Raw genomic sequence first — 16,196 nt, 5'->3', positions numbered from 1 at the left:
AGGGGCTCCGGAGTGGGTGGCGGCTGGCGCATGTCGGTGTCTTCGCACCGCCGCGGGCATCCGGAAATTGTAATCGCCCGCTAGTGGCTTCGCAGCGGCGTGGAGCCGCGCATGACAAGCCGCCCCGTGAGCAACACGCGACGCGTCGGCAGGGCGGGCTGTGCGAGGCGATCCTGCAGCATTGCCATCGCCATGCGGCCGATGTCATAGACCGGCTGTTCGATCACGGTGATGCCCGGGCCGGCGAGTTCCGTCCAAGGCTCATTGTCAAAGCCCGCCACGGCGATGTCGCGCGGCACATCCAGCGAGAGCTTGCGCAACGCACGCAGCACGCCCAGCAGCGATTGCGCGTTACTCGCGACGAGCGCGTCGGGGCGATCACGTTCCGTACCGGACAGCCATGCCAGCGTCTCGGCCTCTGCGGCCTCGGCGGTCGGCAGGATGAAACGTGCCTCGGCGGCAATGCCGTGACGTGCCAACGCCGTCGCGAATCCGGCCTGACGCTCAGCGCCCGTGCTGCTGGTCCGCCCGAACAGGCCGCCGATGCGCCGATAACCCTGCGTGGCGAGGTGCTCAGCCAATGCTTGCGCGGCCTGCTGGTTGTCGAGCACCACGGCATCGGTCCCACAGGTCGGGCCCGCTCGGTCGATCAGCACGACCGGGTAGCCAAGGTGCACCGGTTGCTGCGCTTCAGCAATGGCGCGCGTCGGCGAGAGGATCACACCGGTCACGCGCTCCTCTTCCATCAAGCGCAGGTACATCGCCTCCTTCTCAGGGTCTTCGTCGGAATTGCACAGGATGACGCGCAGGCCGGCGGCGTAGGCCGCGTCTTCCACCGCCCGGCTGACGCTGGTGAAGAACGGGTTGCGGATGTCGGAGACGATCAGCCCGACGGTCTGCGCCTGCTGTGAGCGCAGCCGCCGTGCCGACAGGTTCGGCCGATACCCGGACGCCGCCACCGCCGCATCGACGCGTCGGCGCAGTTCTGCGCTCACGGGGCCGCCGGCGAGCGCGCGTGACACCGTTGCCACCGACACGCCCGCTGCCGCCGCCACGTCTTTGATTCGAACCGTCATGCTGAAATCGTTTCCAAAGAAAGCGCCATCATAGCGAAGGGCAGCCTCGTCACTAAAGCCTGACCACCCTAGGGAAAACCCCGTAAATACCGGAAGATACGTCACTTTGTGTCGCGCCGCACATTGACACTCCAACTGTAATCGATTTCAATTCGCGATCATCGACGACACCATGCCGGGCCTTGGAGCGCGGCAGCCGCAGGAGACCCCGCCGCATGGCTTCCGCCCTGATCTGCGCCGAACGCATACGTCTGCAGCAACGCGCCACCGACAAGGAAAGCGCTATCCGCGCCGCCGGCCAATTGCTGGCCGACGCAGGCTGCATCGACCCGGCCTATATCGACAGCCTTCTACGCCGCGAGACCGTGGCCAACACGTTTCTCGGCCATGGCGTCGCCATTCCGCACGGCATGGGCGAGGACCGTCACCTGATCCGCCAGACGGGCATTGCGGTGCTGCAATTTCCCGACGGGCTGGAGTGGCACCCGGGGCAGACGACGCACCTGGTGTTTGCCATCGCCGCGCAGTAGGACGAGCACATCACTTTGCTGCGCCGGCTGACACGGCTACTGAATGACGACGCACGCCTGCGGCAGCTCTTCACCACGCAGAACGCCGAAGAGCTTGTCGCCGCGCTCTCGAGCGACGCACCCGCGCCCGCCGCCAGCACGCCCGGCGCCGACCTCGCCGAGCAGCGCACCTTGACGCTGGAATACCCGAGCGGCCTGCACGCCCGTCCGGCCGCGCAGTGGGTGGAAGCCGCCCGCCGCTTTGCCGCGCGCGTGCAAGTGCGCCATGGCAATGAAACCGCCGACGCAAAGAACCTGGTGGCGTTGCTGCAATTGGGGCTTGCGGCGGGCGCCAAGCTCACGCTCTCTGCGGAAGGCCCCGACGCCGGCGCCGCGCTCGACGCCCTGATGCAGACCATCCGAGGCCTGACGGCGCAGGAACGCGCGCAGGCCGCACGCGACACGCAAGCAGCGCGCACGCGCCAGACCGCGCACGGGTGGCAAGCCGACGCGGCGTTGCCGGCCATCGGCGGCATTGCGGCGAGCCCCGGCTTGGCGATCGGCCCCATCCATGTGTTGCAGCACGGTGCGTCAACCGTGCCCGATCACCCGGTCGCGCTGACCACCGGCGGCGACATGCTGGACCAGGCGCTGGCCAGCACGCGCGCCGAGCTGGACGCCCTGGCACGCGACACCGCCGCCCGCCTGGGCGAAGCCGAAGCGGGCATCTTCAAGGCCCAGGCCGAACTGCTGGGCGACACCGATCTCATGACGCTGACGTGCCAGGCGATGGTCGAGGGCCACGGCGTGGCGTGGTCCTGGCATCAGGCCGTCGAACGCCTGGCCGAGCGGCTGGGGGCGCTTGGCAATCCGCTGCTGGCCGCGCGCGCGGCCGACTTGCGCGACGTGGGGCGGCGGGTGCTCGGCCATATCGATCCGTCGCTGCGCAGTGCCGCGCAGACACTGCCGGACACGCCCTGCATCCTGGTTGCGGCAGATCTGTCGCCTTCGGATACGGCGGCACTCGATACGCGACGCATCATCGGCATCGTCACGGCGCAAGGCGGTCCGACCTCGCACACGGCCATCCTGACGCGCACGCTGGGCATCCCGGCCGTCGTGGCCGCCGGCCCCGCGGTGCTCGATGTGGCGACGGGCACACAGGCCATCATCGACGGCACGGGCGGCCGTCTGGTGCTTGATCCGGACGCTGCCAGCATCGCCAGCGCCCGGGCATGGCTGCAGGAAGACGCCAGCCGCGCTCAGCGTGAGCAGGCAGAACGCGGCTTGCCCGCCCGCACACGTGACGGCCACACGGTGGAGATCGCCGCCAACGTCAACCTGCCCGCGCAGGCGGTCGAAGCCATCACGCTCGGCGCGGAAGGCGTTGGCCTGATGCGCACCGAATTCCTGTTCCTCGAACGCGACCACACGCCGGACGAAGACACGCAATATGCCGTCTACGCCGACATGCTGAAAAGCCTCGGCGGCCGCCCGCTGATCGTGCGCACCCTGGATATCGGCGGCGACAAGCAGGTCCCGCATCTGAACCTGCCGACAGAAGACAACCCCTTCCTCGGTGTGCGCGGTGCGCGCCTGCTGCTGCGCCGGCCCGACCTCATGGAGCCGCAACTGCGAGCGCTCTATCGCGCCGCCCGCGATGTCGGCAAGGGCGGCGCGTTGTCGATCATGTTCCCGATGATCACCGCCTTGGAGGAAGTGATCGCCCTGCGCACCGCGTGCGAGCGCATCCGCGCTGAACTGGACGCGCCGGCGGTGCCGCTGGGCATCATGGTGGAGGTGCCGGCCGCCGCGCTACTGGCCGATCGCCTGGCCGAGCATGTCGACTTCTTTTCCATCGGCACGAACGACCTGACGCAATACACGCTGGCGATCGACCGCCAGCATCCCGACCTCGCCGCCGAGGCCGACAGCCTGCACCCGACGGTGCTCCGTCTGATCCAGCAGACCGTGCAAGGCGCCGCACGCCACGGGCGCTGGGTAGGCGTATGTGGCGGCTTGGCGGGAGACCCGTTCGGCGCGCTGCTGCTCACGGGGCTTGGCGTGCATGAACTGTCGATGAGCCCGCGCGATATCGCGCCGGTCAAGGCGCGGTTGCGCGAGGCACATGCCGGCACGCTGTCACAACTCGCGGAGCGCGCGTTGGCCTGCGCGTGCGCCCAGGACGTGCGCGACCTTGAAGCGACCTTGACGATCCTGGTACCGGGCAAGGAGATGGCGGCATGAGCGACGCGCGCATCGTCACCATCACGCTCAATCCGGCCATCGACATGACCATCGGGCTGGAGCGCCTCGAACGCGGGCGCGTCAACATCGGCCGCAGCGTCACGCAACAGGCCGGCGGCAAGGGCGTCAACGTGGCGGCCTGCCTGGCCGATTGGCAGGTGCCGGTAATCGCCACGGGCCTCCTGGGCGACGCCAACGCCGAGCTGTTCGAGGCGCTGTTTGCGCGCAAGGGCGTGCTCGACGGCTTCTGCCGCGTGCCCGGCACCAATCGCACCAACATCAAGATCAGCGACCAGGCAGACGGACAGACCACCGACATCAATCTGCCAGGCATTGACGCCACGTCTGCCGAGTTCGACGCGCTGTGCGACCGCATTGACGCGTTCGCCGACATTGCGGGCGCGGCGCTGTGCGGCAGCCTGGCCGGGGGCTTGCAGCCCGATACCTACGTGAGATTGCTGGCGCGGCTGAACCGCCGCGGCATACCCACGTTGCTGGACACCAGCGGCGCACCGCTCACACAGGTGCTGGCGGCCCCGCGCGAGTCCCTGCCGACGGCAATCAAGCCAAACCGGCACGAACTGGAACTGTGGGCGGGTACGTCGCTGCCCACGCTGGCTGAAACGGTGGACGTGGCGCGCGCCATCCATGCGCGTGGCGTGGCGCAAGTCATCGTATCGCTGGGCGAGGACGGCGCGCTGTTCGTCACAGCGCAAGGCACATGGCAGGCCAGCCTGCCGCCGGTACGCGCCGCCAGCACTGTCGGTGCGGGTGACGCCATGGTGGCCGGCGTGCTGGCCGGCTGGCATGCCGGTGCCGGCATGGAAGAGACTGTGCGCCTTTCGGTTGCCTTTGCCGCATGCAAGTTGCAGCGCCTGGGCCCGCACCTTCCGCCCCCGGGGCAGGTACGCGAACGCGCGGCCGCCGTCCAGATGCAGCGCGTGGCCTGACGCCGCGACCATTGCATCGCCACACGCTCAACGCATTCAAGGAGCCGATCATGGCAAACCTGCTGGCAATTCTCGGTGCGGATGGCCGCACCACCCGTGCGATGCTCGCCGGTGCGGCCCTGCGCCATGCGGCGCGCGAATCGGGCTGCAAGCTCGACGTGGACGTGCGCGGCCCCGACACCGCCTCGGTGGTCGACACTGCTGTGCTGGCCACCGCCGATGCCGTCGTCTGGGCAGGCCTCTCGCCCGACGCGGCGGCTCGCCACGCCAATCCGCGCACGCTTGAAGTCACGCTCGATGAAGTGCTGGCGGACGCCCGGGCCGTGCTGGCCCGCATGATGCACAACGCCCCGCCCGCACCGAAAGCCGGCACGCAAGCGCAACGCATCGTCGCCATCACATCGTGCCCAACCGGCATCGCCCACACCTTCATGGCTGCCGAGGCGCTCACGCAGGCCGCCGCCGCGCTCGGTCACACGATTCACGTGGAAACGCAGGGCTCGGTGGGCGCACAGAACACGCTGTCGGCCGATGCCATCGCGCGTGCGGATCTCGTGTTGATCGCCGCCGACACGCAGGTGGACCTGTCTCGCTTTGCCGGCAAGCGCGTCTTCCGCGCGGGCACCAAGGCCGCCATTCACGATGGGCAAGCGCTGATCCGCCGCGCCTTCGATGAGGCGTCCGTGGAAGGCGGCGGAACGGCGCAATCGGGAGGCACCGCAGCCGGCGCTGCGGAACAGCAGCGCACCGGCCCGTACAAACACCTGATGACCGGCGTGTCGTTCATGCTGCCCTTCGTGGTGGCGGGGGGCATCCTGATTGCACTGGCGTTTGCCCTGGGCGGCATCTACGTGACGGACCCGTCGGCCAGCCACACGCTGGGCGGCGTGCTGTTCCAGATCGGTGCCAAGTCGGCCTTTGCGTTGATGGTGCCGGTGCTCGCCGGATACATCGCCTATTCGATCGCCAGCCGGCCGGGTATTGCCCCCGGTATGGTCGGCGGCATGCTGGCCGCCAGCCTAGGGGCAGGATTCCTCGGCGGCATCGTCGCCGGGTTCGTTGCAGGCTATGGCACCGAGGCGCTCAACCGTTGGCTGAAGTTGCCGCGCAACCTGGAAGGGCTGAAGCCGGTGCTGATCCTGCCGGTGCTCGGCTGCCTGCTGACGGGCCTGGTGATGCTGTATGTGGTCGGCGCGCCGGTTGCCGCGTTGCTCGCCTCCCTTACAACTTGGCTGCGCGGCATGCAAGGCGCCAACGCGGTACCGCTGGGCGCACTGCTGGGCGGCATGATGGCCTTTGACATGGGCGGCCCCATCAACAAGGCGGCGTATGCCTTCAGCACCGGGCTGATCGACGCACAGGTCTACACGCCGATGGCGGCCACCATGGCCGCGGGCATGACGCCGCCGCTGGGCATTGCACTTGCAGCATGGCTTTTCCCGTCGCGCTTCACGCGAGACGAGCGCCAAGCGGCAAGGGCCACGGCCGTGCTCGGCCTCGCCTTCATCAGCGAGGGGGCGATCCCTTATGCGGCCCGAGACCCATTCCGCGTGATTCCTGCGCTCGTGGTGGGATCCGCATGCGCGGGTGCCCTATCGATGCTGTTCGGGGTGGAATTGCGCGTGCCGCACGGCGGGGCATTTGTGCTGCCGATCCCGAACGCGGTGACGCATCTGGGCGGCTATGTGGTGGCGTTGGTGGCCGGCACCGTTGTTACCGCCGTGCTGCTTGCTGTGATGAAGCGCCGGGTGACTGAAGCCGCCTGAAACGGCGCCCCGTGTGAAGGACGCCGTGCACATCGCGCGGCTTCTTTGTCTCAAAAACGCTCAAAAGCGACGTTGCCCGCCCGATTCTGTTTGCCTCCCCAGCCCGTTTAGCTATGATGCCGGCAAATCAACTCTCGGGGGAGAGCAATGCAATCTCGCAAAATCACCGGGCTGATGGCGATGTTCGCAGCGGGCATCATCGGCATGGCGTCAAGCGGCGCGAGCGCCGAGACGGGCGTGACCAACGACGCGATCATCGTCGGCCAATCGGCGCCCATGAGCGGACCGGCGGCACAGCTCGGCCAGCAGATGAACCGCGGCGCCCAGTTGTACTTCAATGCCGTCAACGCGGCAGGTGGCGTCAACGGACGCAAGATCGAGCTGAAAGTGCTCGATGATTTCTACGAGCCCGATGCCGCTGCCCGCAACACCAAGACTCTCATCGAAGACACCAAGGTCTTCGCCTTGTTCGGCTATGTCGGTACACCCACGAGCCTGGCAGCGCTGAAGATCGCCAACCCTGCAGGCGTGCCGTTCTTTGCGCCGTACTCGGGCGCCGCAGCGCTGCGCGAGCCCTTCGCGCGTAATGTGTTCCACGTGCGCGCCAGCTACAACGATGAAACCGCCGCCATCGTCCAGCAGATTCACACCACGGGGCTGAAGCGCATTGCCGTGGTCTATAACGACGACGCCTACGGCAAGGCGGGCCTCGACGGTGTACAACGCGCGCTCAAGCTGCCGGCAAACCAGGGGGTGACGCTCGTCGCGCAAGCCAGCGTCGTCCGTAACACCACCGACGTGAAGGGCGCGATCTCGACCGTGCTCGCGCAGAAGCCGGATGCCGTTGTTGTCATCAGTGCGTACCAAACCGTGGCAGCCCTGGTGAAGGGCGCACAAGATCAGGGCTACGCAGGCCAGTTCTATAACGTCTCGTTTGTGGGCACCAAGGCACTCGCCAACGCACTCGGCAAGGCTGGCGGCGGCGTGATCATCTCGCAGGTGATGCCGTATCCGTATAGCGGTGCATCGCCCGTGGTGCGCGATTACCAGAAGCTGCTCAAATCCGATGGCATTACCGATTTCGACTACGGAAGCATCGAAGGCTACGTCGCGGCGCGCGTCTTTGTTGAAGGCCTCAAGCGTGCCGGCCGTGACCTGACACGCGAGAAGTTCATCGGCGCGCTGGAGTCGATGGGCAACTACGACGTTGGCGGCTTCAACGTGAACTTCTCGCCCGCCAACCACGTAGGCTCCAAGTTTGTCGAGATGACCATCATCAACTCGAACGGCCAAGTGATCCGCTGAACGCGCATTACTCATCAGAAAAAAACCGGGCCACGTGCCCGGTTTCTTTTTGCGCTCAAGCCGGCTGCATGTGCCGCTGCGCGAGCCGCCGCATGAACGCTTCGCACTGCGCAATCTGCGCAAGCTCGATGTACTCGTTAGGCTTATGCGCCTGCTCGATATTGCCCGGACCGCACACCACAGTCGGGATGCCCTCGCGCGCGAACAGTCCCGCTTCCGTCCCATAGTCGACCTTGCCGACCGTGCCCCGGCTATCGGCCAACGCTTGCGCGAGTGTCACCAGCTCATGCGACGGGGCAATCGACAGGCCCGGCGTGTTGGCTTTCATGGCGAAGCTGATGTCGGCATCGGCAGAAATCTCTTGCATTTGAGGCAGCAACATCTGCTGCGCATAGCGCTCGACCTCGCCGAAAAGCCAATCCGGATCGGTGCCTGGGAGATAGCGGAAGTCAAAGGTGAATTCGCAATCGCGGGGCACCACGTTGGTGGCAATGCCGCCCTTGATCGTACCCGTGTTCAACGTGGTGTGCGGCACGACAAAGGCGGCATCGCGCGCCTCTTCCGCCGCCAGACGTACGGCCAGCGAGCGAATATGCGCGATCAGCAGCGCAGCAAACTCGATCGCATTCACCCCCTGCGGCGTCAACGCGGAATGGGCTTCCTTCCCGCGCACGCAGCATCGGTATTCGCGCTTGCCCTTGTGCGCAATGATGGCGCGCATCGACGTGGGTTCGCCGACGATACAGCCTGCGGGCTGAATGCCGTTGGCCTCCAGATCACGCAGCAGGCTGCGCACGCCCACGCAGCCGATCTCTTCGTCGTACGACAGCGAAAGATGAAAGCTGGCATCGCCCTCCGCCGCCATGAACGCGGGCACATTCGCTAGTGCCACGGCAATGAAGCTCTTCATGTCGGCCGTGCCGCGCCCGTACAGGCGACCATCGCGGATCTGCGCTTCGAATGGGTTCGACTCCCAAGACTGGCCGTCGACGGGTACCACATCGGTATGCCCTGACAGCACCAGCCCCGGCTTGCGGCCTGGCGACAGCGTCGCAAACAGGTTCGCCTTGCCGCCCGCTGCGTCATATGTCAGTCGACAGTCCGCACCCTGCGCTCGCAAGCGATCGCGCACCCATTCGATCAGGCCAAGATTGGAATTGCGGCTGACCGTATCGAACGCCACCAGGGTGCGAATCAATTGCAGAACTTCGTCGGAAGGTTGCGATGCAGTAGCAATGGGGTCGGCAGACATGATGGGTTCGTGTCGTTCACGTAGCGCTCGGCCAGCCCCGGCGGGAAGCGCAAAGGGCGGCGCGCGGCCAATTGGCGAGCCTCCAGTGTAGGCGTTTCGGGTGCGCTGGGCTTTGGCCGCAGATGGCGGCGCACAAGCCATCGCGTGAAGAATCCATACGAGACTGCATGGACGGATCAAGCAATTGGCGGATAGCCGGTCGGAAATCGCCCTTCGGCGTATGATCGAACGTGATTCCGAACCTTCAGCCAGAACACGAGCGTCTCATGAAGCTGATCCCAGAAATTCAAGCCGCGCAGTCCGAGATCCAGGCGCTGCGACGCGATATCCACGCGCACCCCGAACTCTGCTTCGAAGAACAGCGCACCTCCGATCTGGTCGCCGCGAAACTCGCCGAATGGGGCATCGAAGTGCATCGAGGCCTGGGCAAGACCGGCCTCGTCGGCGTTATCCGCAACGGTGAGGGCAAGAGCATCGGCCTGCGCGCTGATATGGACGCACTACCGCTCGCGGAGGCCAACCAGTTTGAGCATCGCTCCAAACACGACGGCAAGATGCACGCATGCGGCCACGACGGCCACACGGCGATGCTGCTCGGCGCTGCGCATTACCTGTCCAAGCACCGCAATTTCAGCGGAACCGTGAACCTGATCTTCCAGCCCGCCGAAGAAGGCGGTGGCGGCGCACGCGAGATGATCAAGGACGGCCTATTCGATCGCTTTCCGTGCGATGCCGTCTTCGGCTTGCACAACTGGCCGGGCGTACCGGTCGGCGCATTCGGGACGCGCGCCGGGGCGCTAATGGCATCGAGCAACGAGTTCCGCATCACGATCAAGGGAAAAGGTGCGCACGCCGCGCTGCCGCACAACGGCAACGATCCAGTGTTTGTCGGCGCTCAGGTGGTATCGGCACTGCAAGGCATCATCACACGCAACAAGCGCCCGATCGACACCGCAGTCCTCTCCGTCACACAGTTCCATGCCGGCGATGCGACCAACATCATCCCCAACGAAGCCTGGATTGGCGGCACGGTACGCACCTTCTCCACCGAAGTCCTCGACTTGATCGAGCGCCGCATGGAAGAAGTTTCAAGGGGCATCGCCGCCGCATACGATTGCACGATCGACTTCGTCTTCCACCGCAACTATCCGCCGACTGTGAACACGGAAAAGGAAACGCAGTTCGCGGCGGCAGTCATGCGAGAGCTCGTCGGCGCAGATAACGTGGAAGCGAGTATCGACCCGACCATGGGCGCCGAAGACTTTTCGTTCATGCTGATCGAGAAGCCTGGCTGCTTCGCCTTCATCGGCAACGGCGACGGCGACCACCGGGAACAAGGGCATGGCCTGGGCCCGTGCATGCTGCACAACCCAAGCTACGACTTCAATGACGAGTTGCTGCCGCTCGGTGCGACATATTGGGTTCGCCTAGTCGAGAAATTCTTGGCACGAAACTAGTCAGCCCGTTCGCGAGCACATAGAGGCCTCCGTTGGGAGGCCTTTTGTTTTTGCGTGAGGGAGGGGGTTGTTGCCGGGAAGTAGTTGGCAGATCGATGCAGCAAGCCGGGTGCGATCCGTTCGCGCAAAGACAAACACCCCAGCTCTTTGAAGGGAGCTGGGGTGTTGAAGGGAGAGCCTGGCGATGACCTACTTTCACACGGGAATCCGCACTATCATCGGCGCGGAGTCGTTTCACGGTCCTGTTCGGGATGGGAAGGGGTGGTACCGACTCGCTATGGTCACCAGGCTATGACTTGTTGCCACGTTGACGAGGTCAACGCGACCAATATGGGAATGTAGATTTGGGGTTGTGATGTGTGAGTATCAGGCACAAGGCAGACCCAGCCGGAAACATACCGGTTATAGGATCAAGCCGCACGGGCAATTAGTACTGGTTAGCTGAACGCATTACTGCGCTTCCACACCCAGCCTATCAACGTCCTGGTCTCGAACGACCCTTCAGGGAGATCAAGTCTCCAGGGAATCCTCATCTTCAGGCAAGTTTCCCGCTTAGATGCTTTCAGCGGTTATCTCTTCCGTACATAGCTACCCTGCGATGCCTCTGGCGAGACAACAGGTACACCAGCGGTACGTCCACTCCGGTCCTCTCGTACTAGGAGCAGCCCCCGTCAAGATTCCAACGCCCACGGCAGATAGGGACCAAACTGTCTCACGACGTTTTAAACCCAGCTCACGTACCTCTTTAAATGGCGAACAGCCATACCCTTGGGACCGGCTACAGCCCCAGGATGAGATGAGCCGACATCGAGGTGCCAAACACCGCCGTCGATATGAACTCTTGGGCGGTATCAGCCTGTTATCCCCAGAGTACCTTTTATCCGTTGAGCGATGGCCCTTCCATACAGAACCACCGGATCACTATGTCCTGCTTTCGCACCTGCTCGACTTGTCGGTCTCGCAGTTAAGCACGCTTTTGCCATTGCACTTTAGGTACGATGTCCGACCGTACCAAGCGTACCTTCGAACTCCTCCGTTACACTTTGGGAGGAGACCGCCCCAGTCAAACTGCCTACCATGCACTGTCCCCGACCCGGATTCACGGGCCAAGGTTAGAACCTCAAACAAACCAGGGTGGTATTTCAAGGACGGCTCCACCGAAACTAGCGTCCCGGTTTCAAAGCCTCCCACCTATCCTACACAGATCGGTTCAAAGTCCAATGCAAAGCTACAGTAAAGGTTCATGGGGTCTTTCCGTCTAGCCGCGGGGAGATTGCATCATCACAAACACTTCAACTTCGCTGAGTCTCGGGAGGAGACAGTGTGGCCATCGTTACGCCATTCGTGCAGGTCGGAACTTACCCGACAAGGAATTTCGCTACCTTAGGACCGTTATAGTTACGGCCGCCGTTTACCGGGACTTCAATCAAGAGCTTGCACCCCATCATTTAATCTTCCGGCACCGGGCAGGCGTCACACCCTATACGTCCACTTTCGTGTTTGCAGAGTGCTGTGTTTTTATTAAACAGTCGCAGCCACCATTTTATTGCAACCCCTTCGTCCTTCTAGCGCGAGCTAGTCAAACTACAAGGGCGTACCTTATCCCGAAGTTACGGTACCAATTTGCCGAGTTCCTTCTCCCGAGTTCTCTCAAGCGCCTTAGAATACTCATCTCGCCCACCTGTGTCGGTTTGCGGTACGGTCTCGTATGACTGAAGCTTAGAGGCTTTTCTTGGAACCACTTCCAATTGCTTCGCGACCTAAAGTCGCTCGCCCCACACCCTTGAATCACGCACCCGGATTTGCCTAAGTGCCATCTCCAATGCAGGGACCGGGACATCCAACACCCGGACAACCTTCCGCGATCCGTCCCCCCATCGCATCATACGACGGTGCAGGAATATTAACCTGCTTCCCATCAGCTACGCATCTCTGCCTCGCCTTAGGGGCCGACTCACCCTACGCCGATGAACGTTGCGTAGGAAACCTTGGGCTTACGGCGAGGGGGCCTTTCACCCCCTTTATCGCTACTCATGTCAGCATTCGCACTTCTGATACCTCCAGCATCCTTTACAAGACACCTTCACAGGCTTACAGAACGCTCTCCTACCATGCACTTACGTGCATCCGCAGCTTCGGTATATTGCTTAGCCCCGTTACATCTTCCGCGCAGGACGACTCGATCAGTGAGCTATTACGCTTTCTTTAAAGGGTGGCTGCTTCTAAGCCAACCTCCTGACTGTTTTAGCCTTCCCACTTCGTTTCCCACTTAGCAATATTTAGGGACCTTAGCTGGCGGTCTGGGTTGTTTCCCTCTTGACACCGGACGTTAGCACCCGATGTCTGTCTCCCGTGATTGCACTCTTCGGTATTCGGAGTTTGCTATGGCGGGGTAATCAGCAATAGACCCCCCAACCATGACAGTGCTCTACCCCCGAAGGTGAGACACGAGGCACTACCTAAATAGTTTTCGGAGAGAACCAGCTATTTCCAAGTTTGTTTAGCCTTTCACCCCTATCCACAGCTCATCCCCTAACTTTTCAACGTTAGTGGGTTCGGTCCTCCAGTACGTGTTACCGCACCTTCAACCTGGCCATGGATAGATCACTTGGTTTCGGGTCTACACCCAGCGACTGAACGCCCTATTCGGACTCGCTTTCGCTACGCCTTCCCTAATCGGTTAAGCTTGCCACTGAATGTAAGTCGCTGACCCATTATACAAAAGGTACGCCGTCACCCGTTTCCAGGCTCCGACTGTTTGTATGCATGCGGTTTCAGGATCTATTTCACTCCCCTCCCGGGGTTCTTTTCGCCTTTCCCTCACGGTACTGGTTCACTATCGGTCGATTACGAGTATTTAGCCTTGGAGGATGGTCCCCCCATCTTCAGACAGGATTTCACGTGTCCCGCCCTACTTGTCGTACACCTAGTTCCACAATACTGTTTTCGCATACGGGGCTATCACCCACTATGGCCGGACTTTCCATTCCGCTTTGCTAACAATACTGCTAAAGAGTACAAGGCTGATCCCATTTCGCTCGCCACTACTTTGGGAATCTCGGTTGATTTCTGTTCCTGCAGCTACTTAGATGTTTCAGTTCACTGCGTTCGCTTCTGTTACCTATGTATTCAGTAACAGATGACCCATGCGGGCCGGGTTTCCCCATTCGGATATCTGCGGATCAAAGCTCGTTTGCCAGCTCCCCGCAGCTTTTCGCAGGCTACTACGTCCTTCATCGCCTGTAATCGCCAAGGCATCCACCACATGCACTTATTCGCTTGACCCTATAACGAGTATGTCTCGCTATAGGCTGAGTTCTCGCGTTGTGCCGTATTCCAAGACAATCTTTCGATTGCTCTGGTAATACTGGTTGATACAATCACAACCCAGTGTCGCGTTTTGATTGTGCGTCTCATCAACGCACCGCGACACCTTTACTACATTCCATATTGTTAAAGAACAGCCGAACTTTTACGCTCGTCTTGGCTAGGCCAAACGCAAACACCATCGACACAGCGTCGATGCTTGCGTTTGGCAACCAAAAGGTAATGGTGGAGGATGACGGGATCGAACCGACGACCCCCTGCTTGCAAAGCAGGTGCTCTCCCAGCTGAGCTAATCCCCCAGTCACGGCAGAGAACAACTTCCACCGTCCGTAACTTGGTGGGTCTGGTAGGACTTGAACCTACGACCCCCGCCTTATCAAGACGGTGCTCTAACCACCTGAGCTACAGACCCTTGGCTGTAACATCAAACAAACCGATAAGTGTGGACGCCTAACGTCGGATGCACGCTCTTAAAGGAGGTGATCCAGCCGCACCTTCCGATACGGCTACCTTGTTACGACTTCACCCCAGTCATGAACCCTACCGTGGTAATCGCCCTCCTTGCGGTTAGGCTAACTACTTCTGGTAAAGCCCACTCCCATGGTGTGACGGGCGGTGTGTACAAGACCCGGGAACGTATTCACCGCGGCATGCTGATCCGCGATTACTAGCGATTCCAGCTTCACGTAGTCGAGTTGCAGACTACGATCCGGACTACGATGCATTTTCTGGGATTAGCTCCACCTCGCGGCTTGGCAACCCTCTGTATGCACCATTGTATGACGTGTGAAGCCCTACCCATAAGGGCCATGAGGACTTGACGTCATCCCCACCTTCCTCCGGTTTGTCACCGGCAGTCTCTCTAGAGTGCCCTTTCGTAGCAACTAGAGACAAGGGTTGCGCTCGTTGCGGGACTTAACCCAACATCTCACGACACGAGCTGACGACAGCCATGCAGCACCTGTGTCCACTTTCTCTTTCGAGCACCTAATGCATCTCTGCTTCGTTAGTGGCATGTCAAGGGTAGGTAAGGTTTTTCGCGTTGCATCGAATTAATCCACATCATCCACCGCTTGTGCGGGTCCCCGTCAATTCCTTTGAGTTTTAATCTTGCGACCGTACTCCCCAGGCGGTCAACTTCACGCGTTAGCTACGTTACTAAGGAAATGAATCCCCAACAACTAGTTGACATCGTTTAGGGCGTGGACTACCAGGGTATCTAATCCTGTTTGCTCCCCACGCTTTCGTGCATGAGCGTCAGTGTTATCCCAGGGGGCTGCCTTCGCCATCGGTATTCCTCCACATCTCTACGCATTTCACTGCTACACGTGGAATTCTACCCCCCTCTGACACACTCTAGCCGTGCAGTCACCAATGCAATTCCCAAGTTAAGCTCGGGGATTTCACATCGGTCTTGCACAACCGCCTGCGCACGCTTTACGCCCAGTAATTCCGATTAACGCTTGGACCCTACGTATTACCGCGGCTGCTGGCACGTAGTTAGCCGGTCCTTATTCTTCCGGTACCGTCATCGACCCCAGGTATTAACCAGAGCCATTTCTTTCCGGACAAAAGTGCTTTACAACCCGAAGGCCTTCTTCACACACGCGGCATTGCTGGATCAGGCTTTCGCCCATTGTCCAAAATTCCCCACTGCTGCCTCCCGTAGGAGTCTGGGCCGTGTCTCAGTCCCAGTGTGGCTGATCGTCCTCTCAGACCAGCTACTGATCGTCGCCTTGGTGGGCCTTTACCCCACCAACTAGCTAATCAGACATCGGCCGCTCCTATAGCATGAGGCCTTGCGGTCCCCCACTTTCACCCTCAGGTCGTATGCGGTATTAGCTAATCTTTCGACTAGTTATCCCCCACTACAGGGCACGTTCCGATGTATTACTCACCCGTTCGCCACTCGCCGGCAGGAGAAGCAAGCTTCTCCCCCGCTGCCGTTCGACTTGCATGTGTAAGGCATGCCGCCAGCGTTCAATCTGAGCCAGGATCAAACTCTTCAGTTCAATCTGCTGTTTTCGCTCTTTACGAGCGGTCGCTCACTCTCAGAATCTGACTTGAACTTTCGTTCAAACCTTACTTCTGTGCGAGCACTTCATTACTTGTAAGCTAACGAACTTGCGTTCGTCGCATCCAGTATTAAGCGCCCACACTTATCGGCTGTTTGCTTGTTAAAGAACTTCGCGATCAACTTTGTTTATCGCGTCGCTGCGTTGTCTGCAGCAGAGAAACGAGATTATGCAGAGCTTTTTCGTCGCTGTCAACAACTCGTCGAAGAATTTTTATCCGTCAACTCGCTGC

General features: G+C 61.4%; 6 protein-coding genes, 2 tRNA genes, 3 rRNA genes and 1 pseudogene. 5 read left to right on the top strand and 7 right to left on the bottom strand.

The features are described 5' to 3' along the window. Window positions 1-80: 80 nt before the first annotated feature. Window positions 81-1,076, bottom strand: a complete 996-nt coding sequence (locus ACTJK4_RS23655) for a LacI family DNA-binding transcriptional regulator (RefSeq protein ID WP_440819104.1) — start codon at window positions 1,074-1,076, stop codon at window positions 81-83. 215 nt (window positions 1,077-1,291) lie between these two features. On the opposite strand from ACTJK4_RS23655, the pseudogene ptsP reads away from it, so the two are divergent. From ptsP to ACTJK4_RS23635, 4 genes and pseudogenes are all read left to right on the top strand, one after another. Then, window positions 1,292-3,832: pseudogene (gene ptsP, locus ACTJK4_RS23650) on the top strand (phosphoenolpyruvate--protein phosphotransferase). Beyond that, complete coding sequence (gene pfkB, locus ACTJK4_RS23645; RefSeq protein WP_316871848.1) at window positions 3,829-4,782, top strand: 1-phosphofructokinase; 954 nt, start codon at window positions 3,829-3,831, stop codon at window positions 4,780-4,782. The pseudogene ptsP and the gene pfkB overlap by 4 nt, the downstream one beginning before the upstream one ends. Window positions 4,783-4,832: 50 nt before the next feature. After that, window positions 4,833-6,548: a PTS fructose transporter subunit IIC gene (locus ACTJK4_RS23640; protein WP_440819103.1), complete on the top strand. Its 1,716-nt coding sequence runs from the start codon at window positions 4,833-4,835 to the stop codon at window positions 6,546-6,548. A 147-nt stretch (window positions 6,549-6,695) separates the two neighbouring features. Further along, window positions 6,696-7,853 carry an ABC transporter substrate-binding protein gene (locus tag ACTJK4_RS23635; RefSeq protein WP_260802241.1) on the top strand — a complete coding sequence of 386 codons (1,158 nt, stop codon included), beginning with the start codon at window positions 6,696-6,698 and terminating at the stop codon, window positions 7,851-7,853. A 55-nt stretch (window positions 7,854-7,908) separates the two neighbouring features. Here the strand turns inward: ACTJK4_RS23635 and argE are convergent, their stop codons facing one another. Beyond that, window positions 7,909-9,105 (bottom strand): acetylornithine deacetylase, encoded by a 1,197-nt coding sequence (gene argE, locus ACTJK4_RS23630; protein ID WP_440819102.1) that lies wholly within the window; start codon window positions 9,103-9,105, stop codon window positions 7,909-7,911. A 266-nt stretch (window positions 9,106-9,371) separates the two neighbouring features. Here argE and ACTJK4_RS23625 point away from each other — a divergent pair, with 266 nt between their 5' ends. Then, window positions 9,372-10,562, top strand: coding sequence for a M20 aminoacylase family protein (locus ACTJK4_RS23625; protein WP_440819101.1), 1,191 nt, complete (start codon window positions 9,372-9,374; stop codon window positions 10,560-10,562). 176 nt (window positions 10,563-10,738) lie between these two features. Here the strand turns inward: ACTJK4_RS23625 and rrf are convergent. The 5 genes from rrf to ACTJK4_RS23600 all read right to left on the bottom strand — a co-directional run bounded on the left by rrf (window position 10,739) and on the right by ACTJK4_RS23600 (window position 15,901). Beyond that, window positions 10,739-10,851 (bottom strand): 5S ribosomal RNA (gene rrf / locus ACTJK4_RS23620). A gap of 117 nt (window positions 10,852-10,968) precedes the next feature. Next, window positions 10,969-13,847 (bottom strand): 23S ribosomal RNA (locus ACTJK4_RS23615). 265 nt (window positions 13,848-14,112) lie between these two features. Next, a tRNA-Ala gene (locus ACTJK4_RS23610) sits at window positions 14,113-14,188 on the bottom strand. A 36-nt stretch (window positions 14,189-14,224) separates the two neighbouring features. After that, window positions 14,225-14,301: transfer RNA gene (locus ACTJK4_RS23605), tRNA-Ile, on the bottom strand. A 60-nt stretch (window positions 14,302-14,361) separates the two neighbouring features. After that, window positions 14,362-15,901, bottom strand: a 16S ribosomal RNA gene (locus tag ACTJK4_RS23600). Together the 16S, 23S and 5S rRNA genes with 2 tRNA genes alongside form the textbook arrangement of a ribosomal RNA operon. Between the last annotated feature and the right edge of the window lie 295 nt (window positions 15,902-16,196).

The organism is Ralstonia sp. 22111, from assembly GCF_052045895.1.
Lineage (GTDB): Bacteria > Pseudomonadota > Gammaproteobacteria > Burkholderiales > Burkholderiaceae > Ralstonia > Ralstonia wenshanensis.
Note: the sequence above shows the minus strand (reverse complement) of the source record. Positions and strands in the feature narration are given on the sequence as shown.

What these genes read in the sequence shown, in the direction of transcription:
- pfkB (WP_316871848.1), top strand. Translation starts at nt 3,829, where the DNA reads ATGAGCGACGCGCGCATCGTCACCATCACGCTCAATCCGGCCATCGAC.
- ACTJK4_RS23640 (WP_440819103.1), top strand. Translation starts at nt 4,833, where the DNA reads ATGGCAAACCTGCTGGCAATTCTCGGTGCGGATGGCCGCACCACCCGT.
- ACTJK4_RS23625 (WP_440819101.1), top strand. Translation starts at nt 9,372, where the DNA reads ATGAAGCTGATCCCAGAAATTCAAGCCGCGCAGTCCGAGATCCAGGCG.
- ACTJK4_RS23655 (WP_440819104.1), bottom strand. Translation starts at nt 1,076, where the DNA reads ATGACGGTTCGAATCAAAGACGTGGCGGCGGCAGCGGGCGTGTCGGTG.
- argE (WP_440819102.1), bottom strand. Translation starts at nt 9,105, where the DNA reads ATGTCTGCCGACCCCATTGCTACTGCATCGCAACCTTCCGACGAAGTT.
- ACTJK4_RS23635 (WP_260802241.1), top strand. Translation starts at nt 6,696, where the DNA reads ATGCAATCTCGCAAAATCACCGGGCTGATGGCGATGTTCGCAGCGGGC.